Source organism: Azospirillum doebereinerae (assembly GCF_003989665.1).
In the GTDB taxonomy this organism is placed as follows: domain Bacteria; phylum Pseudomonadota; class Alphaproteobacteria; order Azospirillales; family Azospirillaceae; genus Azospirillum; species Azospirillum doebereinerae.
Genome location: NZ_RZIJ01000001.1, coordinates 459,900 through 479,189, shown reverse-complemented (window position 1 = coordinate 479,189; position 19,290 = coordinate 459,900). Strand labels below are relative to the sequence as shown.

Annotated in this window: 17 protein-coding genes; 7 read left to right on the top strand and 10 right to left on the bottom strand. The window is 69.7% G+C overall.

Features of this window, described 5'->3' with window-relative positions:
* The first annotated feature begins 137 nt into the window (after positions 1-137).
* The gene (locus EJ913_RS02130) at positions 138-698 is read left to right on the top strand and encodes an Lrp/AsnC family transcriptional regulator (RefSeq protein WP_126994319.1); all 561 of its coding nucleotides are present in this window, start codon (positions 138-140) and stop codon (positions 696-698) included.
* 28 nt (positions 699-726) lie between these two features.
* On the opposite strand, the gene chrA is transcribed toward EJ913_RS02130, so the two are convergent.
* Complete coding sequence (gene chrA, locus EJ913_RS02125; protein ID WP_126994318.1) at positions 727-2,004, bottom strand: chromate efflux transporter; 1,278 nt, start codon at positions 2,002-2,004, stop codon at positions 727-729.
* Positions 2,005-2,189: 185 nt separating this feature from the next.
* Here chrA and EJ913_RS02120 point away from each other — a divergent pair, with 185 nt between their 5' ends.
* On the top strand, positions 2,190-3,101 hold the full coding sequence (locus tag EJ913_RS02120) for a dienelactone hydrolase family protein (RefSeq protein WP_126994317.1): 912 nt from the start codon (positions 2,190-2,192) through the stop codon (positions 3,099-3,101).
* A 42-nt stretch (positions 3,102-3,143) separates the two neighbouring features.
* Here EJ913_RS02120 and EJ913_RS02115 read toward each other — a convergent pair whose 3' ends face one another.
* The 4 genes from EJ913_RS02115 to EJ913_RS02105 all read right to left on the bottom strand — a co-directional run bounded on the left by EJ913_RS02115 (position 3,144) and on the right by EJ913_RS02105 (position 7,366).
* Positions 3,144-3,347, bottom strand: coding sequence for a hypothetical protein (locus tag EJ913_RS02115; RefSeq protein ID WP_126994316.1), 204 nt, complete (start codon positions 3,345-3,347; stop codon positions 3,144-3,146).
* Positions 3,348-3,475: 128 nt separating this feature from the next.
* Complete coding sequence (locus tag EJ913_RS02110) at positions 3,476-5,494, bottom strand: methyl-accepting chemotaxis protein (RefSeq protein WP_126994315.1); 2,019 nt, start codon at positions 5,492-5,494, stop codon at positions 3,476-3,478.
* A gap of 186 nt (positions 5,495-5,680) precedes the next feature.
* Positions 5,681-5,854 carry a hypothetical protein gene (locus EJ913_RS31475; RefSeq protein WP_185909654.1) on the bottom strand — a complete coding sequence of 58 codons (174 nt, stop codon included), beginning with the start codon at positions 5,852-5,854 and terminating at the stop codon, positions 5,681-5,683.
* A gap of 84 nt (positions 5,855-5,938) precedes the next feature.
* Entirely contained in the window at positions 5,939-7,366 is a 1,428-nt protein-coding gene (locus EJ913_RS02105) for a DNA recombination protein RmuC (RefSeq protein WP_126994314.1), read from the bottom strand.
* 156 nt (positions 7,367-7,522) lie between these two features.
* Between EJ913_RS02105 and EJ913_RS02100 the strand changes: the two genes are divergently transcribed.
* Entirely contained in the window at positions 7,523-8,101 is a 579-nt protein-coding gene (locus tag EJ913_RS02100) for an NUDIX hydrolase (protein ID WP_126994313.1), read from the top strand.
* A 21-nt stretch (positions 8,102-8,122) separates the two neighbouring features.
* Here the strand turns inward: EJ913_RS02100 and EJ913_RS02095 are convergent, their stop codons facing one another.
* Positions 8,123-9,262 (bottom strand): ChaN family lipoprotein, encoded by a 1,140-nt coding sequence (locus EJ913_RS02095; RefSeq protein WP_244939209.1) that lies wholly within the window; start codon positions 9,260-9,262, stop codon positions 8,123-8,125.
* A gap of 147 nt (positions 9,263-9,409) precedes the next feature.
* Positions 9,410-11,080, bottom strand: coding sequence for a PPC domain-containing protein (locus EJ913_RS02090; RefSeq protein WP_126994311.1), 1,671 nt, complete (start codon positions 11,078-11,080; stop codon positions 9,410-9,412).
* A 344-nt stretch (positions 11,081-11,424) separates the two neighbouring features.
* Between EJ913_RS02090 and EJ913_RS02085 the strand changes: the two genes are divergently transcribed.
* The 4 genes from EJ913_RS02085 (at position 11,425) to EJ913_RS02070 (ending at position 14,554) form a co-directional block, all read left to right on the top strand.
* Complete coding sequence (locus EJ913_RS02085; protein ID WP_126994310.1) at positions 11,425-12,162, top strand: SDR family NAD(P)-dependent oxidoreductase; 738 nt, start codon at positions 11,425-11,427, stop codon at positions 12,160-12,162.
* A gap of 95 nt (positions 12,163-12,257) precedes the next feature.
* Positions 12,258-12,785: a hypothetical protein gene (locus tag EJ913_RS02080; RefSeq protein ID WP_126994309.1), complete on the top strand. Its 528-nt coding sequence runs from the start codon at positions 12,258-12,260 to the stop codon at positions 12,783-12,785.
* A 64-nt stretch (positions 12,786-12,849) separates the two neighbouring features.
* Entirely contained in the window at positions 12,850-13,344 is a 495-nt protein-coding gene (locus EJ913_RS02075) for a HupE/UreJ family protein (RefSeq protein ID WP_126994308.1), read from the top strand.
* Between the two features lie 85 nt (positions 13,345-13,429).
* The gene (locus tag EJ913_RS02070; protein WP_126994307.1) at positions 13,430-14,554 is read left to right on the top strand and encodes a TAXI family TRAP transporter solute-binding subunit; all 1,125 of its coding nucleotides are present in this window, start codon (positions 13,430-13,432) and stop codon (positions 14,552-14,554) included.
* 7 nt (positions 14,555-14,561) lie between these two features.
* On the opposite strand, the gene EJ913_RS02065 is transcribed toward EJ913_RS02070, so the two are convergent.
* The 3 genes from EJ913_RS02065 to carB all read right to left on the bottom strand — a co-directional run bounded on the left by EJ913_RS02065 (position 14,562) and on the right by carB (position 19,180).
* The gene (locus tag EJ913_RS02065) at positions 14,562-15,206 is read right to left on the bottom strand and encodes a glutathione S-transferase family protein (protein WP_126994306.1); all 645 of its coding nucleotides are present in this window, start codon (positions 15,204-15,206) and stop codon (positions 14,562-14,564) included.
* Positions 15,207-15,362: 156 nt separating this feature from the next.
* On the bottom strand, positions 15,363-15,836 hold the full coding sequence (greA, locus tag EJ913_RS02060; protein WP_126994305.1) for a transcription elongation factor GreA: 474 nt from the start codon (positions 15,834-15,836) through the stop codon (positions 15,363-15,365).
* Positions 15,837-15,934: 98 nt separating this feature from the next.
* Complete coding sequence (carB, locus tag EJ913_RS02055) at positions 15,935-19,180, bottom strand: carbamoyl-phosphate synthase large subunit (protein WP_126994304.1); 3,246 nt, start codon at positions 19,178-19,180, stop codon at positions 15,935-15,937.
* Between the last annotated feature and the right edge of the window lie 110 nt (positions 19,181-19,290).

Genomic DNA, 19,290 nt, shown 5'->3' with positions numbered 1-19,290 from the left:
TGTTGGGGAAGCGAAGGGAGAAGGCCAAAGCGCGGCATCAGGGTCGCGCGCCCTTGCGGGGGTTTCGGTCTTGGCGTAGACACCATCACCGTGTAATATCCTTTCTCCAAATCACCCCCGGAGCGACCGAGTAAACCATGCGGCGGGTCAAACTCGACCGAATTGACCGGCGTATTCTGCGCGATCTGCAGAACGACGGTCGGATGACCAACGTGGAGCTTGCCCGGCGTGCCGGCATCTCCGCTCCGCCCTGCCTTCGCCGCGTTCGCGCGCTGGAAGAGGCGGGATTCATTCGCGGCTACCACGCGGACGTCAACCCCGACGCGCTCGGGTTCGGCGTCACCGTGTTCGCCCAGGTGGGCCTGAGCAGCCAAGCCGAAGCGGACCTAAAGAAATTCGAGGAGCTCGTCAACAGCTGGCCGTTGGTGCGCGAGTGCAACATGCTGGCCGGCGAGTATGATTTCGTGCTGAAGATCGTCGCGGAGGACTGGGACGATTACCAGCGCTTCCTGACGCAGAAACTGACCTCGGCGCCCAACGTCGCCCATGTCAAGTCGGCGCTGTCGATCCGCACGTCCAAGCATGCGCCCGGCGTTCCCATCGACGTCGATTCGCCCGACATCCCCGAGGGGACCGAGGACGACGAGGACGAGGATTTCGTCGAGGAGGAGGCCCCCGCCCGCGCCACCCGGCGTTGAGCGGACCGGCCCCCATCCAAAGCGTTTTCTAAAGCGTGGCGGCGGCGAGAGTCTGGATCAGACCCGCCGCCGCACCCGCCAGCACCACCCAGTGGATCGCGATCCCCCGGCGGACCAGCGCGTAGAGCGCCGCCAGCATGATCGCCCAGGCTCCGGCATCGGCCTGCCCGCCCGGCAGCAGCACGGCCAGCCCCAGATAGACGCCCAGGTTCAGGATGACGCCGACCACCGCCGCCGCGATGGCCGCCAGCGTGCCCGCCGCCATGCGGTTGTGGATCAGCCGCTCCACATAGGGCGCCCCGGCGAAGATGAACAGGAAGCAGGGCAGGAAGGTGACGTGGGTCGTCAGCGCCGCGCCCAGCACCCCGGCCCACAGCGGGGACAGCGCGCCCGGATGGTTCCAGCCGGCGAAGAAGCCGACATACTGCGTCACCAGGATCAGCGGCCCCGGCGTGGTCTCGGCCAGCGCCAGACCGTCCACCATCGCGTGGGGCGACAGCCAGCCCCGGACCTCCACCGCCTGCTGCGCGATGTAGGGCAGCACGGCGTAGGCGCCGCCGAAGGTCACAAAGGCCGCCTTGGTGAACAGCGCCGCGATCCCCAGCCAGGGGTCGGACCCGAACACCAGCAGCACGGCACCGACCGGGACAGCCCACAGCAGGACGAACAGCAGCGCCAGCACCGGCAGACGCATCGGCTTGGGCTCTCGGTCCGTTGGGAGGGCGGCCATGCCGGCGGGGGCGTGCGGATGGGTGAACCAGTCCTTCCCGCGCCACGCGGCGGCCCCGCCGACCGCCGCCGCCGCGCCGATCACCAGCGGAAAGGGCAGGCCGAGCACGGACAGGCCGAGGAAGGCCGCCGCCGCCAGCGCCACGGCGGCCGGCCCCTTCAGCGTGCGCCGGCCCATCCGCCAGACGGCGGCGAGCACGATGGCGACCACCGCCGGCTTGATGCCGTCGAAGACCGCGCCGACCAGCCCGATGTCGCCATGCGCCGCCGCCAGCCAGGACAGACCCAGCAGGATCAGCGCGCCGGGCAGCACGAACAGCCCGCCGGCAACCACCCCGCCGCGCATCCCGTGCAGGCGCCAGCCGACATAGGTGGCCAGTTGCTGCGCCTCCGGCCCCGGCAGCAGCAGACAGAAGTTCAGGGCGTGCAGGAAACGGGTCTGGTCGATCCAGCGGCGGCGCTCCACCAGCTCGCTCTGCATCATGGCGATCTGCCCGGCCGGACCGCCGAAGCTGGTGAGGCCCAGGCGCAGCCAGTACAGGCAGAAGGCGCCGAAGGGGGGAGGGGTGTCGGTCATGGTGCGGTGTGTGCCCGGCGTCTGCGGAACGTGGACGCGACCATAGCGCGGGGCGCAAAATTCACCCAGCCCTCCGCTCGGGCTCCACGGCTCGGAGAGGTAGTTTTCCGCCGCAGGGGTGCTACACTATCGCAGTTGCGAGCGCCGCCGTCGGGGCCGGCGCCGGGTGCCGGGGACCTTCGAGGATGATGGCTTCTACCCTGCGTCGTGTGGCGGTGTTGGGGATGGCGGCGTGGGCGCTGGCCGCGTATGCGACGCCCGGAGCCGCCCACGCCGCGTCGGGCGTGCACGCCGAGGAGATCGTCCGCTTTCCCTCGCTGGACGGCGACCTGACCGGCGGGACACCGACCCGGCTGACCGGACGCCTGCTGCGCCCGGCCGGGACCGGACCGCACCCTTCGGTGGTGCTGCTGCACGGCTGCGGCGGGCTCTACGCCAAGACCGGGCGCGTGGCCCCGCGCCATGTCTGGTGGGCGACGACGCTTCAGCAGCAGGGCTACGAGGTGCTGATGGTCGACAGCTTCGGCCCGCGCGGGGTCTCCGACCTCTGCACCGCCAAGGAGCGCCCGGTCCGCGCCTCGGTCGAGCGCAAGCGCGACGCCTGGGCGGCGCTGGCCTATCTGCGCAACCGGCCGGAGGTGGATCACGGGCGCATCGCGCTGATGGGCTGGTCGCAGGGCGCCGGCACGGTGCTGGCCGCCTACGGCGCCGGCGAGGACGGTCCGGCGGGCGGCGAGAGCGGTGGCTTCCGCGCCGCCATCGCCTTCTACCCCGGCTGCAAGACTCCGTTGAGCGACGAGGACTGGCAGCCCGACGGGCCGCTGCTGATGCTGGTCGGCGAGAAGGACGACTGGAACCCGCCGGACAGCTGCGTCGATCTGGTCAAACGCGACGCGGTGAAGGAGCGGACGGAACTGGTCGTCTACCCCAACGCCTATCACGGCTTCGACGCGCCCGACGTGCCGGTGCGCAAGCGCCAGGATCTGGCGACGGCCCCCGGCGGGGCGGCGCATTTCGGCACCAACGAGGACGCGCGTAAGGACGCCATCGAGCGGGTGACCAATTTCCTGAACGAACGCCTGCGCGCCGGGGGATGACGTCGAGGCGGCGCGGCACACCGCCTCAGTCCCCGGCGTGCCTCAATCCAGCGAGAAGATCTTCGTCCCGACCCCGTTGTCGAGCAGCACGGTCGCGAACAGGGTCAGGATCGGGATCAGGAACATCAGCCCGATGACGCAACGGACCAGCAGGTCCTTGCGGCGGGCCGAACGGCACAGCGGGCAATCGTCGGGACCATGCCCATAGTCGGAACCGCAATAGGGGCAAGCGGTGGTGTCGCTCATGATGACTCGGGCTTTCGCAGGTGTCCTCACCCGCGAAAGCGGCAGAACGGCGGTCATTGTGGGGCAAGATCGCCGCAATTTGTCATGAAATCCCTGTCATCCGGTGCGATCCGGGTCGCTGGCGTGGCTCAGGCCGCCCGTTCCATCGGGACGAGTCCAGCGACCAGGCGGCGGAACTGCTCGGCGAAGCGTGGCTGCTCGGCGGCCGGGATGGTGAAGGTCAGATGCACCGTCCGGCTGTCGAGCGAACGGATCGTCGCGGCCACCCCGCCGTCCAGGCCGGGCAGCGCGAGGCGCACGCCGCCGCCGGGCGCCAGCCCGGCCAACAGCTCGGCCGGCAGTCCGCCGATCTGCGCCCCGCCTTCCGAGGCGTTCTCCACCGTGACGGCGGCGTCGCGCCCGGCGACGGACAGCCGACCGGGGCGGTTCAGCGCGTAGCGGGCGGAGTGGCGGCGGTTGACCTCCGGCGTCGCGGTGCGGATCACCTGGACCAGCGCGTGGCGCAGCTTGTCGACGCTGCTCGCCACCTGACCGGACAGGTCGTTGACCGCGCTGGCGCGCTCGCCGGTGGCGCTGGCCTCCGAGGACACGTCGGCGATGCGGGCGGCGACCTCCTGCGCGGCGCTGGAGGTCTGGGCGACGTTTCGGGCGATCTCGCCGGTCGCCGCCTCCTGCTCCTCGATGGCGGCGGCGATGGTGGTGGACACGCTCTCCACGTTGCGGACGCGGTCGGCGATGACGCGCACCGCCTTCACCGCCTCGGCCGTCGTCGACTGGATGGCGGCGATCTGCGATTCGATCTCGTCGGTCGCCCGCGCGGTCTGGCCGGCCAACGCCTTCACCTCCGACGCTACGACGGCGAAGCCCTTGCCCGCCTCGCCGGCGCGGGCGGCTTCGATGGTCGCGTTCAGCGCCAGCAGGTTGGTCTGCCCGGCCACGTCGTTGATCAGGGTCGTCACCTCGCCGATGCGGGTCACGGCCTCGGCGAGGCGCTTGATGGTCTCCTCGGCGCGGTCGGTGGCGCTGACGGCCTCGCCGGTCATCGTGGTGGCGGTGGTGATCTGGCTGGCGATCTCGCGGATCGAGGCGCTCAGCTCCTCGGACGCGGCGGCGACCGTCTGGGCGTTCGACAGCGCCTGGGCGGCGGCCTCGGCCACGGTCTGGCTGTTGCCGCTGACCGCGCGGGCCGACGAGGCCATGCCGGTGGCGTTGTCGGCCATCCGGCCGGTCTGGCTGGCGATGGCGTCGACGGCGCTGCCCGCCTCGCGCTCCACGGTTTCGGCCATGCGCTGGAGGGCGTTTTCCTTTTCCCGCTCGGCGCGGGTGCGGTCCTCGTCCTGCTGGCGGCGCAGGCGTTCGGCTTCCTGGGCGTTGTCCTTGAACACGCGGAGCGCGCGGGCCATGGCGCCGATCTCGTCGCGGCGCCCGTCGTCGGGGATGGCGACGCTCAGGTCGCCCCGCGCCAAGGTCTCCATGGTCCCGGTCAGCGCCGTCACCGGCCGCACCACCCGGCGCAGGATGCCCAGCACGCCCAGCACGATGACCGCCAGCACCACCGCCGACACCGTCCACACCGACGTCAGGAAGCGGTCCTCGCGGTCGGCGGCGTCGGCCTCGGTCGCCTCGTTGTAGCGGTTGGTCTCGGCGACGATCTCGTCCACCACCGCGCGGTGCTCGGCGTAGGCCTTGGCGATCAGCGCGTAGGAGGCGCGGGCCGCCGCGTCGTCGCGCTTGGCCAGCGCCGGCAGGAACTTGCCCTCGACCTCGTTCCAGAACCGCATCACCGGGGCGTGGGAGGTGACGATCAGCTTGTTGCGCAGCCGGTCCTCGAAGCTCTCCCTGACCCAATACTCGTGCCGCTCGTCGTAGTCCTTGCGCAGTTGGGCCAGCCGCTGCCGTCGCTGTTCGACCGAGGCCGGGTCGTTCAGCGCCAGCGTCGTTTCCAGATAGGCTTCGATCACGTATTCCGGCGGGGGCAGGATGTCGGCGATCAGGTCCTTGCCCAGCACGATGCGGTGGTAGATCGGCCCGCCGACCTTCAGCTCGTGGATGGCGAGCCCGCCAACGGCGACGGCGGCGAGGAAGCCCAGCGTGACCAGCATCCCGAACAGGTGGGTCAGCGCGGCGATCTTCAGGTTGTTGAGCATGTGGACGGACCCCGGCGAGAAAACGGCACGCCTCTCAACTCTCAGAGCGCGCGGGGGCCGGCAAGAGAAAAAGCTGTGGCAAAGGATTACAGGAAAGACATGCCGGTCCGGCGGACCGCACGCAACAAAGTCAACTTGGTGTTGATGCTTACCCGACGGGGGTGTGCTCCGGAGTTGCCGGTCGCGTCACATCATGATCCCGGCGCCGATCCAGCCGACCACGACCAGAACCACCAGCATGATCATCGCCGTTCCGATCACGGCGTTGGAGCGGCGGATCGCGCGGCAGTTCGGGCAGCCCGGCTCGTCGGCGGGGTAGGGCTTCTCGCAACGCTCGCAGCGGACGGTCGATTCCGTCATGGCGGTCCTCGTGGCAGGGTTGGGAAACGGCGCGGACCCTAGCACAGCGGCAGGGCGCTTCCCCAGCGACTTCCAAGGGGGAGCTCAGCCCGGCGGCACCACCCGCAGCTCCGCCGCCTGGAGCCGGCGCGGGCTGTGGTCGAGCGGCTCCAGCAGCGGCAGTTCGGTCCCCTCGGGCGCGGCGTGCAGGTCGCGGAAGCGCCGGGCGGTCACCAGCACGCGGGATTCCAGCGTGCCGACCGCCCCGTTGTAGCAGCCCACCGCCTTGTCGAGCTGCGATCCCAGCCGTTCCATGTGGTTGCCCAGGTCCGACAGCCGCTTGTACAGCTCGCCCCCCAGCGCGCTGATCTCGCGGGCGTTGTCGGCCAGCCGCTCCTGCCGCCAGCCATAGGCGACGGCGCGCAACAGGGCGATCAGGGTGGTCGGGGTGGACAAAATGACGCGGTGGTCGATGCCGGCCTCGATCAGCGCCGGGTCCTGTTCCAGCGCGGCGGAGAAGAAGTTCTCGCCGGGCAGGAACAGCACCACGAATTCCGGGCTGTCGTCGAACTGGTCCCAATAGCCCTTGGCGCCGAGCTGCTTCATGTGCTCGCGGACGTGGCGGGCGTGGCGGGCCATGCCGTCGCGGCGCCCGGCATCGTCGGCCGCCTGCACCGCGTCGAGATAGCCCTCCAGCGGGGTCTTGGCGTCGACCACGATGGTCTTGCCGCCGGGCAGGGTGACGACCAGATCGGGACGCAGCCGGCCATTGCCGGTGTCCACCGTCGCCTGCTCCAGGAAGTCGCAATGGTCGAGCATGCCGGCCATCTCGCAGACCCGGCGCAGTTGGATTTCCCCCCAGCGCCCGCGCGTCGCCGGGCTGCGGAGCGCCCGCACGAGATTGCCGGTTTCCGAGCGCAGTTGCGTCTGGCTCTCCACCAGCGACAACACCTGCTGGCGCAGCCCCTCGTAGGCGCCGGCGCGGGTGTTCTCCATGTCGCGGATCTGGCGGTCCATGGTCTCCAGCGACTGGCGCACCGGGTCGACGATGGCGGCGATGGCGGTCTGGCGCTTGTCGAGGTCGCCCTTCGCCTGTTCCTGGAAGCCGGACAGCGTCTCGCGCGCCAGATCCAGGAAGCTGCGGTTGTTGTGGCTCAGCGCGTCGGCCGACAGCGCCTTGAAGCTGTCGGACAGCGCCGCCTGCGCGCGTTCCAGCAGCGCCAGCTTCTCGGTGGAGGCGGTGCGCTCGGCCTCCAGCTTGGTCGCCAGATGGGCGTGGCGCTCGCGGGCGTCGGCGACCTCGTTCTGGAGGCGGGCGATCTGGTGGTCGCGGGCCTCGATCTCCTCGCGCAGGTCGTCCTCGACCCGTTCGGCGAGGTCCAACCGTGTGGCCAGTTCGGCGTGCAGGGCGGAGGCCGCCGCCGCGCTGCGGCCCGCCGCCGCGCCCAGGATCGCCCAGGTCAGTCCGCCCCCCAGGCACAGCCCGGCCAGCAGCCCCAGCGCCAGGGACACCGCGTCCACCGCGACCTGCATGAAACCTCTCCGGACAGGAACCAAGGCGTTTGGAACCGGCCCAGCCTACAGGAACGAATCGCGAATTGGAACGGGGCGCGAACGGAGGCGGAGCCTTGGGAACTGCGGCGTCTTCCCCGCTTGCCCAGCGGAGGCCCCCGCGCCATATCGGTGCGCATGTCCGACGATTCCAAACCCTGCGCCTCCACCCCTTGCGGCGGGCCACGCGTCCGCGCCATTCCGCCCGGCGAGGACCGGGAGCGGCTGACGTGTCCCGATTGCGGCTACATCGCCTACCAGAACCCACTGATCGTGGTCGGCTCGGTCGTCACCTGGGAGGACGGGCGCATCCTGCTGTGCCGCCGCGCCATCGAGCCGCGCAAGGGCTTCTGGACCCTGCCCGCCGGCTTCATGGAGGAGCGCGAGAGCACCGCCGAGGGCGCCGCCCGCGAGGCGTGGGAGGAGGCGCGGGCGCGCATCGCCGTCGGCCCGCTGCTGGCGCTCTACGACATCCCCCGCATCAGCCAAGTGCAGTTGATCTTCCGCGCCCGGCTGCTGTCCGACGACGTGTCCGCCGGTCCGGAAAGCGAGGAGGTCGCCCTGTTCGCCTGGGAGGACATCCCATGGGGCGAGCTGGCCTTCCCGACCGTCCATTGGGCCTTGCGCGAGCACCGCGACCGGCTGGGCCGCGACGACGGCGCCCCCGCCGTCAACCCGACGCCGGACGCGTTGGCCCGCTGGGACCGGATGCTCTGACCGCCCTTCACTCCGGTGCCGTTACTCCGCCGGGAATTTCGCCACGACCTCCTGGGTTCCCTCGCCCCGGCGCACGGTGATCGGCAGCCAGGTTCCCGGCGCCTGACGCTGGACGATGGCGGTGAGGTCGGCGGGGCGGCGGATCGGGTTGCCGGCGGCGGTCACCACACGGTCCCCGACGTTCAGCCCGGCGGCGGCGGCGACGCTGTTCTCCAGCACCGAGCCGATCCGCACCCCGTCCGCCGTCGGTTCCAACTGCACGCCCAGGCGTGGGCGCGCCGCTTCGGCTGGCTCCTGCGAGGGGCCGAGTCCGAACACGGAGTCGGCGACGCGGCCGTCCAACTCGGCGCAAGGGCGGTCGGCGTCCCAAGGCAGCAGCACCACCGATCCGGGGAGTCCCAGATCGTCGAGTTGGTGCGGCACGCCGTTGCGGTGGTCGGCGTGGCCCTCGCCCAGGATGGCGACCACGGCGCGGCCGGTCGTGCGGTGGGTCTCGGCGATGCGCTCGGCCATGGCGCGGTCCCAGACGGTCTGTGCCTCGATGAAACGCTGGGCCGTCTCGGGGGCTGAGTCGGGGCGGTTGTGGGCGGCCAGGGTCTCCAGCAGGCGCTCGCGGTAGGCGGCGAGCGGCGGGGCCGGGATGCCGACGCCCTCGCGCTCGGCCTCGGGGATCGACGCCCAACCCTCGCGCGCGACGCGGGAGATCAGGCCGCGCTCGACGTTCAGTGCGACCACGGGCAGCCGGTGCATCCGGGCGAAATGCAGGATCGGCAGGTAGAAGTTCGGGTCGAAGCCCCAGACGCTGCGCCATTCGCTTTCTGCCAGGAAGGTTGCCTCGCTCAACTCCCCGGCCACCCAGCGGTCGAGCGCCGGCTGGAGCCGGCGCGGCAGCATCTCCAGCCCCACCGCCAGATCGGGGTTCAGCGCGTGCAGCTTGGCTAGGGTCTGGAGCTGCCAGCGGTGGTGCTCGGCCTTGTCGTGCTGCTCGCCCAGCAGGACGACCGGCTGCTCGGCGGTCCGGCGCAGCAGCGGCGCCGGCTCCAGGCGCTTGCCGGTGCTGTCGGCCCAGGCGCCGGGCGCGACGCAGGCGGGGGCCGCGTCCTCCGCACGCAGTGGAAGAGCCGTCAGCAGAAGCAGGGCGAGCAGGGGAAAGCGGCGCACGGGGCAGCTCCGTCGTGAGGGCGTGAGCCCAAGGTTGGGCGTAGCCGGGGCGGCGTCAACGACGCCGTCGCTTTCACGACCGGGCATCGAAGCGGCGCCGCCGACCGCCGGGACCGGTCGGGCGACGCCGCTCCGGGCGGCAGGCTGCTACCAGCCGCCGGCTGCGAGCATCGCCGATCCTTGCGACAGCCGGGCGCTGACCGTGTAGCCGGCCAGATCCGTCCCGCTGCCGCCCATCAGCGCGTTCACCGTCAGGTAGTAGGTGCCGCTCTGCGTCGGTCTGTAGCGCAGGCTGTCCTGGCCCGTGGTGTAGTTCAAAAAGTCGAGGGTGGTCGTGCCGGAAACGGTTTTGCCCTGCGCGTCCTTGAGGAGGAGACCGGCACCGGCTCCTTCTCTTTGCAGATCGAAGTCGTAGCTCTTCCCGGCTTGCAACGACACGGCGAACCAGTCGCTGTCCTCATCCCCACCGCTGAGGGGGCGGTAATCGATGTGCCCCTTGGCGCTGCCGCCGATCGCCAGATTTGCGGTCGTGCCGGCGTTGCCGGCGATGTCGTCCACCATGCCGTTGTCCGTGGCCCGGATGGCGTAGGAACCGATATCGTAGCTCGTCACATCCATATAGAAGGTGCTGGTCGTGCCGGCGGTGTAATTGTAGATGAGATGGCCGTTGCTTTTCTCCGGCAAGCCCAGCCACGCCAGTTGGTCGAATGAGCTGCGGAGCATGAAATAGAAGTCGGAGCTGGTGGGGGTGACGTCGAACGTGTAGTTCCGGCCCTGCTGCAGCAATATGGCGATGTAATCCTCGTCTCCTTTCTTTTCGATGGAGCCGGTGATCGTCGAGTTCATGGTCGTGCGGCCGGCCGTGCCGGCGCTGTTGCCGTAGTCGTCGGAAAAGTCGAGGTTGGTCGCCACCCGCTCGGCCCGGACGGTGTAGGGGCCGAGCCCGTTGGCTTTGCCAGGCCCCGAGCTCGGGGTGGAGTCGTATTCCAGATAATAGACGCCGGTCGTTTCCACGGTGACCTGCGGCGTGCTGCCGAAGGTCAGCACGGACGGTTGATAGGAGCCCGTGGGCACCCGCTGGCCTTCCATGTCGTAAAGCCGGAGCCAGGGGATGGAGGCATAGGTGTCGACGGAGAAGCGATAGGTCGCCCCTTTCTCCAGGGTCACGGCGAACCAGTCCTTGTCGAAGGCCTTCTCGGTGACCCCGCTGGCGGTGCCGCCGATGGTCAACCGCCCGGTCGTCGCCGTGTTGTCGGCGAAATCGTCCTTGGAGCTCTCCCGGCTGTCTATGGAGAACTTACGGCCCTCGCGGTAGCCGTATGTGATGTAGTGCTGGCTGGCGGCGCTGGCGTTGGTGCCGAAGGCCGCCGCGAGGTCGGGGTTGGCGGCGAGATACGCCGCAGCGTCGAAAAGGTTGGTGCACCGCCCCTCGGACTGGCCGAAGTTCAGCCAATGCCGGGCGGCCTCCTCCTGGTCGGGGCCCAGCGCGGCGAGCAGGTCCGGGTTGGAGGTCAGGTAGCCGGTGGCGTCGAAGCCGGACTGGCTGCGCCCCTCGAAGCGGCCGTACCGGATCCAGTGCTGTTCGGCCGCCGCGGCATCGGTGCTGAAGGCGGCCGTAAGGTCCGAGTTGGACGCGAGGTATTGGAAGGGGCTGAAGGCGGTGCCGCTGCGTCCCTCGGCGATGCCGTGATCGGTGTAATGCCGGGCCGCCGCCTGCGTGTCGGTGCCGAAGGCGTCGGCGAGGTCCGTGTTGGAGGCGAGGTAGCGCAGTGGGTCGAAGCCGTTGGCCGTTAAGTCACTGTTGGGCGTTGAGGTCATGGTGCACCCGTTTTTGGTGTTTGCTCTGTATTTGCGATAATTACTAAAGCGGGATGGTTTGTGGATTAATGCATCCATTCGTAGCGTGCATGAAAATCCATTACGGTATCAAGGGCATTCCGTTTCGTGCGCAGATCGCATTTTGCGGTTCCGCGCGGGGTGGAGAGCCTCCCAAGGTTTTGGAAGCCCGCCTCCTTTCGCGTTGATAGTCCGCCGTTTGCAAGAAAAAGCCCATTTTCCGCTTCGGCTTTGAGAACCGGTAGGCTCTCAACGGCCGATCCCGTTTGCGCGCCGGATCGCTCGCGACTCTTTCGCAACCGCGTGAAGCGCGCTAGCATGGCGTTATGCCGCACCGTAAGACCGTCATCCTGACCGGCGCCAGCCGGGGTATCGGACACGCCACCGTCGCGCGTTTCAGCGCGGAGGGTTGGCGCGTGATCTCCTGCTCGCGCGAGGACGTTCCGGCGCATTGCCGGCGCGATCCCAACTGGACCCACCACATCCCGACCGACCTGTCGGACCCGGCCAGCCGCGCCGCCTTCGTCGAGGAGGCCAACCGGGCGCTCGACGGCGGGCCGCTCTACGCGCTGGTCAACAACGCCGGCATCTCGCCCAAGACGCCGATCAAGGAGCGGCTCGGCTGCCTGAACGGCTCGCTGGAGGGCTGGCACCGGGTGTTCGAGCTGAACTTCTTCGCGCCGCTGGTGCTGGCGCGTGGGTTCGCAGCGCCGCTGTCACGGGCGAAGGGGGCGATCGTCAACGTCACCTCCATCGCCGGCCACGCGGTGCATCCCTTCGCCGGGTCGGCCTATTCGACCTCCAAGGCGGCGCTGTCGGGGTTGACGCGCGAGATGGCGGTGGAGTTCGCCGAGATCAACGTTCGCGTCAACGCGGTGGCCCCCGGCGAGATCGAGACGGCGATGACCGGGCCGGAATACGACGTGCTGATCCCGCGCATCCCGCTCAAGCGCATGGGCACGCCGGAGGACGTGGCGGCCGTGGTCTTCTACCTGTGCGGCCCCGACTCGGGCTACGTGACGGGGACCGAGATCTTCATCACCGGCGGGCAGCACCTGTTCTGAGCCCGCCGGTTTCCGACCATGGCGGCCGTGCGCAAGAGGAGCTCCTCCTTTGGGGTTGCCTTGTCGGAACGGCGGGGAGCGCCGATATTCCGATCATGACCGCATCACCGTGGCTTCCCCTTCGCCGGCTCGTCCCCCTCGCCGCCCTGACGGCGCTGGCCGCCTGCGCGCCGTCCGAGTTCCGCGACGACGCGCCCGGTCGCGCCCAGGCCTTTCCGCCGGTGCGCACGCAGACCCTCACCCCCAGCGCTGGCACCCCCAGCGCCGCGCTCGACGCGCCGGGCCAGACCGGCCGCCGGACCTGGAGCCAGACGCAGGGCGTCCCGCCCAAGGCGGCGCCTTCACGCCCGAACGACGACGATCCGCAGCCCCGTCGCCGTCGCGGCAGTTCCTCACCGCCACCCGATCCGGCGGCGCTGCCCCAGCCGCCGCGCCCGGTGCCCCTGCCGCCGGTGCCCTCGACCCAGGCCGCCACCGACGCCTTCAAGCGCGACCTGATCCGCCCGGAGGTCGACCGCATGCGCACCGACGACGCGATGGGCCGCCTCGACCCTCTCGGCCAGCGCGACCTGATGCGGCGCGAGAACGACTTGCGTCAACTGGGCGACCCGCTGGCGCGCTAAACCTTGACCGTTCGCCCCCGCCCCGCCATACCCGCCCCGAAGCGAGAGCGAAGGGGGACAGGGCATGACGACGGTGACGGGCGCCTTCGGGACCGGGCTGACCGAACCGGTGTGGGTGCTGCAGCACCTGCTGGGTTTCCTCGCCATCGGGCTATGGGCCGGGCAGACCGGTGGGACCGCCGTCTGGCAGGTGCCGGTGGCCGCCGTCACCGCAGCGCTGGCCGCAGGGCTCGCGGCGCAGATGGGGGTTCGGTTGCCCTACGCCGGGCCGGGGCTGGCGGCGGCGCTGATCGTCATGGGCGGGCTGGTTGCGCTGGCGGTCAAGGCGCCGGTGGCGCTGGCGGTGCTGCTGGCCGCCGTCGCGGCGGTCTTCCACGGCCATCCGCACCAGGGATCGCCCCTGTTCTGGAGCGGCTTCGCCGCCGGGTCGCTGCTGGTGTCCTGCGCCGGGCTCGGCCTGTCGATGGCGGTGGCGCAAGCCGAGTCGGGCCGCGCCGTGCAAATATGTGGCGGTGCGGTAGCAGTCGGCGGCGTTCTCGACCTCGTCGGCGTGATTTAACCGTTCACGGCTTGAAAAGCCGCCGCTCTGCGGAGATCTTGGAAAGGACGATTTCCTTTCCCTCGTTCAAGAACGGGATGAGCCGTTGCCCCGCGCAGGAGACAAAGCCCGTTCCCCGGCCCCCGGCCTTCCGGCGGTCGCACCCTCGCGCCGCGCCGTCCTTGCCGGGACGGCGGCGCTGGGTCTGCTGCCGGTCCTGAAGGCCCCGGTGGCGGCGCAGGAGCTGCGCTATTTCCGGCTCGGCACCGGGACGACCTCGGGCACCTATTTCCCCATCGGCGGGCTGATCGCCAACGCCATCTCCAACCCGCCGGGGTCGCGCGCCTGCGACCGGGGCGGCAGCTGCGGGATTCCCGGCCTGATCGTGGTGGCGCAGGCGACCGTCGGCTCGGTCGAGAACATCGAGTTGCTGCGCTCGGGCGCGATCGAGGCCGGATTCGCCCAGGCCGACGTCGCCTATTGGGCCTACAGCGGCACAGGCAGCTTCACCGGCAAGCCGGCCTTCGAGGGGCTGCGCTCGCTGGGGATGCTGTACGCCGAGGCGATCCAGATCGTCGTCCGTTCCGACGGCTTCATCGACCGCATGGCCGATCTCAAGGGCCGGGCGGTGTCGCTGGGCGAGGAAGGCTCCGGCACGCTGGTGGAGGCGCGGCTGATCCTCGACGCCTACGGTCTGTCGGAGACCAGCATCACCCCGGCCTACCTGAAGCCCGGCACGGCGGCCGACCGGCTGGCGAAGGGCGAACTGGACGGCTTCTTCATGGTCGGCGGCTTTCCAGTGGCGGCGGTCAGCGACGTGGCGGCGCGCGTGCCGATCCGCCTCGTCCCCATCGACGGCGAGCCGGCCGAGCGCCTGCGCCGCACCCTGCGCTTCTACCTGGAAAGCGAGATCCCGCCCGAGGCCTATCCCGGCACCGCCCGCACCCCGACGCTGAGCCTGGGGGCCGAACTGCTGACCCGCGCCGACCGCGATCCCGAGCTGATCCACGGCGTGGTCAAGGCGCTGTGGCACGAGAACACCCGCCGCGTCCTGGCGGAGGGGCATCCCAAGGGCCGCAGTTTCGACCCGGCCAAGGCGGCGGTCAACGTGTCCATTCCGCTGCACCCCGGCGCGGAGCGCTACTACCGCGAGGCTGGGCTGCTCGGCAACGCGGCGAACGAGACCGACGCCCGCGCGCCCACTCTCGAACCGCCGGCCGCCAAGCCCTGATCCTGCTTCAGAGATCCAGCACCCAGGGTTCCTCCTTGGCGGCGGCGCTCCATTCCTGCATTGCCGGCAGGTCCAGCACCGCGCCCATATAGGCGCGCGTTCCGGGCTCCACCGCCACGCCGTAGGTGGCGAAGCGCCCGACCACCGGGGCGAACATCGCGTCGGCGATGGAAAAGCGGCCGAACAGGAACGGCCCGTCCTGCCCGAAGCGGGTGCGTGCATCGGCCCACAGGGCCTGGATGCGGGCGATGTCGGCAGCCGTTTCGGGCGTCAGCCCCTCGCCGGGGCGGTCGCGCTTGAGGTCCATCGTCATGGTGGTGCGCAGGGAGGCAAAGCCGGAATGCATCTCCGCCGACACCGAACGGGCGACGGCGCGGGCGTGTGCGTCGTCCGGCCACAGCCCGGCGGCCGGGGCCAGCTCCGCGATGTACTCGCAGATCGCCAGCGAATCCCAGACGACCCGCTCCCCGTCCATCAGGCAGGGCACCCTGCCGGAGGGCGAATGGGCGCGGATGCGCGCCGCCGTGTCGGGCTGGCGCAACGGCACAAGGATCTCGCGGAACGGCAGTCCCGCCTGCTTCAGCGCCAGCCAAGGGCGGAGCGACCAGGAGGAATAGGCCTTGTTCGCGATCAGCAGGGTCAACTCGGTCATGGCGGGCTCGGTTCTTGTGCGGAACAGGGGGGCCGAGCATGCCGGGCGGCCCACCCCGTTGCAAGCGCGGGGCGGATGGCGGGACCAAAAGAAAACGCCCTTCCCCCGCGAGAGGGAAGGGCGTTTCCGGTCTGGTTCGGATCGAAAACGGCCGCCTCAGCGGAACTCGACCGTCACGATCTCGTACAGCTTCGAGCCGCCGGGCGTGGAGACCTCCACGCTGTCGCCGACCGACTTGTTGATCAGCGCGCGGGCCAGCGGCGCCTGGATCGACAGCAGGCGTTGCTTGATGTCGCTCTCGTCCTGGCCGACGATCTGGTAGGTCGTCTCCTCGTCCGTGTCCTGGTCGGCCAGGGTCACGGTCGCGCCGAACTTCACGGTGTCGCCCGACAGCTTGCCGGGGTCGATGACCTCGGCCCGGCTGATCTTGTCCTCAAGCTCCAGAACGCGGCCTTCGATGAAGCTCTGGCGTTCGCGGGCGGCGTGATACTCGGCGTTTTCCGACAAGTCCCCATGCTCGCGCGCCTCGGCAATGGCCTTGATGACCGCCGGACGTTCGGAAATCTTAAGGTGCTTCAATTCCTCCTGGAGGCGGTTGAAGCCCGCCGCTGTCATCGGAACTTTTTCCATCTGTTCGGTCCATCACCGCTTGCAGTCGTTCGACCTGTCCAAAGCGACATCAAGGACAAAGACGGCGCGGAGGAGGTCCGCCGCGCCGTCGTCCGTCCTTAATACGATCCGCTAAGGTACGACTGCAACGGGGCGACTTCAAGGCTGCCGTTCCGGAGTGCGGCAATTGCTTCCACCGCCGCGCGCGCGCCGGCCACCGTGGTGTAGTACGGAACGTTGTAGGTCAGCGCGGTTCGCCGCAGGCTGAAGCTGTCCGACAGCGCCTGCGCGCCCTCGGTCGTGTTGATCACCAGATGGACGTCGCCGTTGATCATCGCGTCGACGATGTGCGGCTGGCCCTCGGCCACCTTGTTGATCGACTCGGCCGGAACGCCGGCATCGGCGAAGACCTTCGCGGTGCCGAGCGTGGCGAGAACGCGGAAACCCATCTCGTGCAGCTTCTTGGCGATCACCGCCAGGGCGGGCTTGTCGCGATCCTTGACCGACACGAACACCGTGCCCTTGACCGGCAGGTTGACGCCGGCGCCGAGCTGCGCCTTGGCGAAGGCCAGGGCGAAATTGTGGTCCAGCCCCATGACCTCGCCGGTCGACTTCATCTCCGGACCCAGCACGATGTCGACGCCGGGGAAGCGGGCGAAGGGGAACACGGCCTCCTTCACGGCGGTGTGCGGCGGGGTCGGGCCGTTCAGCTTGAAGGCCGACAGCTTCTCGCCGGCCATGACGCGGGCGGCGATCTTGGCGATGGCGGTGCCGGTGGCCTTGGCGACGAAGGGCACCGTGCGGCTGGCGCGCGGGTTGACCTCCAGGATGTAGACCATGCCGTCCTTGACCGCGAACTGGACGTTCATCAGCCCGACGACCTTGAGGGCGTGGGCCAGCGCGTCCGACTGGCGGTTGATCTCGGCGATGGTCTCGGCCGGCAGCGAATAGGGCGGCAGGGCGCAGGCGCTGTCGCCCGAATGGATGCCGGCCTCCTCGATGTGCTCCATCACGCCGGCAACGTAGACGTCGGTGCCGTCGCAGACCACGTCCACGTCCACCTCGATGGCGTCCTGGAGGTAGCTGTCGATCAGCACCGGGTTCTTGCCCGACGCCTGCACGGCGGTCGCCATGTAGCGCTGGAGCCCGGCGACGTCGTGGACGATCTCCATCGCCCGGCCGCCAAGCACGTAGGACGGGCGGATGACGACCGGGAAGCCGATGCGCGCGGCGACCAGCTCGGCCTCCTCCAGGGAGCGGGCGAGGCCGTTGGCCGGCTGCTTGAGGTTCAGCTCCTGCAGCAGGCGCTGGAAGCGCTCGCGGTCCTCGGCGAGGTCGATGGCGTCCGGCGAGGTGCCGAGGATCGGGATGCCGGCGGTCTCAAGGGCCTGCGCCAGCTTCAGCGGGGTCTGGCCGCCGAACTGCACGATGCAGCCCAGCACCGTGCCCTTGCGCTGCTCGACGCGGACCAGCTCGATCACGTCCTCGGCGGTCAGCGGCTCGAAATACAGACGGTCGGCGGTGTCGTAGTCGGTCGACACCGTCTCCGGGTTGCAGTTGACCATGATGGTCTCGATGCCGGCCTCCTGAAGGGCGTAGACGGCATGGACGCAGCAATAGTCGAACTCGATGCCCTGGCCGATGCGGTTGGGACCGCCGCCCAGGATGACGACCTTGCGCTTGTCGGTCGGATCCGATTCGCACTCCGCCTCGCCCGAGCCGTCGGTCTCGTAGGTCGAGTACATGTAGGGCGTGGCCGACGCGAACTCGGCGGCGCAGGTGTCGATGCGCTTGAAGACGGGCGTGACGCCGGCCATGCGGCGCGCGGCCGCGACCGCCAGCTCGGTGCTCTGCGCCAGCTCGGCCAGACGGGCGTCGGAGAAGCCCATCTGCTTGAGCGCCAGCCAGCCGGCCTTGGTCGAGGGCAGGCCGTTGGCGCGGATCGCCGCCTCGCGGTCGACGATGGCCTTGATCTGCTCCAGGAACCAGGGGTCGTACTTGGATGCGCTCTGGACCTCGGCGACGGTGAAGCCGTGGCGGAAGGCCTGGGCGATGACCAGCAGGCGGTCGGGCGTCGGCTTGGCCAGCGCGCCGCGGATGGTCGAGCGGTCGGGGTTGCCGTCGCCGATCTTCAGCTCGTTGAAGCCGGTCAGGCCGGTCTCCATCGAGCGCAGCGCCTTCTGCACCGATTCCTGGAAGGTGCGGCCGATCGACATCGCCTCGCCGACCGACTTCATCGAGGTGGTCAGCAGCGGCTCGGCGCCCTTGAACTTCTCGAAGGTGAAGCGCGGCATCTTGGTGACGACGTAGTCGATCGTCGGCTCGAAGCTGGCCGGCGTGGTGCCGGTGATGTCGTTGGTCAGCTCGTCCAGCCGGTAGCCGATCGCCAGCTTCGCCGCGATCTTGGCGATGGGGAAGCCGGTCGCCTTGGAGGCCAGGGCGGAGGAGCGCGAGACGCGCGGGTTCATCTCGATGACGATCAGGCGGCCGTTGGCCGGGTTGACGGCGAACTGCACGTTCGAGCCGCCGGTGTCGACGCCGATCTCGCGCAGCACCGCGATCGAGGCGTTGCGCATGATCTGGTATTCTTTGTCGGTCAGCGTCAGCGCCGGGGCGACGGTGATCGAATCGCCGGTGTGGACGCCCATCGGGTCGATGTTCTCGATGGCGCAGATGATGATGCAGTTGTCGGCGCCGTCGCGCACGACCTCCATCTCGTATTCCTTCCAGCCCAGCACCGATTCCTCGATCAGCACCTCGCCGACCGGGCTGGCGCGCAGGCCGCCGCGCACGATGTCCTCGAACTCCGCCCGGTTGTAGGCGATGCCGCCGCCGGTGCCGGCCAGCGTGAAGCTGGGACGGATGATGGCCGGCAGCCCGACCAGCTCCAGCGCGTCCATCGCTTCGTTCAGCGTCTTGACCATGCGCGACTTGGGCGATTCCAGGCCGAGCTTGTCCATGGCGTCGCGGAACAGGATGCGGTCCTCGGCCTTGGCGATGACGTCGCGCTTGGCGCCGATCATCTCCACGCCCAGCCGCTCCAGCGTGCCGTCGTCGGACAGCGCCATCGCCGTGTTCAGCGCGGTCTGGCCGCCCATCGTCGGCAGCAGGGCGTCGGGACGCTCCTTCTCCAGGATCTTGGCGACGACGGCCGGGGTGATCGGCTCGATGTAGGTGGCGTCGGCCAGACCGGGGTCGGTCATGATGGTGGCCGGGTTGCTGTTGACGAGGATGACCCGGTAGCCTTCCTCGCGCAGGGCCTTGCAGGCCTGGACGCCGGAATAGTCGAACTCGCAAGCCTGCCCGATGACGATCGGACCCGCGCCGATGATGCAGATGGATTTGATGTCGGTGCGTTTGGGCATGGGTCGATCCGGTTCCAGGCTGTGGTCAGCAGAAAACCCCCCAGACGCCGGAAGCCGGAGACGGGGAGCGGGGATGGGCGTGTCGTGCAAGGCCCCCTTATAGGGGGTTC

Coding starts and splice junctions, on each gene's coding strand:
- EJ913_RS02130 (WP_126994319.1), top strand. CDS start 138: ATGCGGCGGGTCAAACTCGACCGAATTGACCGGCGTATTCTGCGCGAT.
- chrA (WP_126994318.1), bottom strand. CDS start 2,004: ATGACCGACACCCCTCCCCCCTTCGGCGCCTTCTGCCTGTACTGGCTG.
- EJ913_RS02120 (WP_126994317.1), top strand. CDS start 2,190: ATGATGGCTTCTACCCTGCGTCGTGTGGCGGTGTTGGGGATGGCGGCG.
- EJ913_RS02115 (WP_126994316.1), bottom strand. CDS start 3,347: ATGAGCGACACCACCGCTTGCCCCTATTGCGGTTCCGACTATGGGCAT.
- EJ913_RS02110 (WP_126994315.1), bottom strand. CDS start 5,494: ATGCTCAACAACCTGAAGATCGCCGCGCTGACCCACCTGTTCGGGATG.
- EJ913_RS31475 (WP_185909654.1), bottom strand. CDS start 5,854: ATGACGGAATCGACCGTCCGCTGCGAGCGTTGCGAGAAGCCCTACCCC.
- EJ913_RS02105 (WP_126994314.1), bottom strand. CDS start 7,366: ATGCAGGTCGCGGTGGACGCGGTGTCCCTGGCGCTGGGGCTGCTGGCC.
- EJ913_RS02100 (WP_126994313.1), top strand. CDS start 7,523: ATGTCCGACGATTCCAAACCCTGCGCCTCCACCCCTTGCGGCGGGCCA.
- EJ913_RS02090 (WP_126994311.1), bottom strand. CDS start 11,080: ATGACCTCAACGCCCAACAGTGACTTAACGGCCAACGGCTTCGACCCA.
- EJ913_RS02085 (WP_126994310.1), top strand. CDS start 11,425: ATGCCGCACCGTAAGACCGTCATCCTGACCGGCGCCAGCCGGGGTATC.
- EJ913_RS02080 (WP_126994309.1), top strand. CDS start 12,258: ATGACCGCATCACCGTGGCTTCCCCTTCGCCGGCTCGTCCCCCTCGCC.
- EJ913_RS02075 (WP_126994308.1), top strand. CDS start 12,850: ATGACGACGGTGACGGGCGCCTTCGGGACCGGGCTGACCGAACCGGTG.
- EJ913_RS02065 (WP_126994306.1), bottom strand. CDS start 15,206: ATGACCGAGTTGACCCTGCTGATCGCGAACAAGGCCTATTCCTCCTGG.
- greA (WP_126994305.1), bottom strand. CDS start 15,836: ATGGAAAAAGTTCCGATGACAGCGGCGGGCTTCAACCGCCTCCAGGAG.
- carB (WP_126994304.1), bottom strand. CDS start 19,180: ATGCCCAAACGCACCGACATCAAATCCATCTGCATCATCGGCGCGGGT.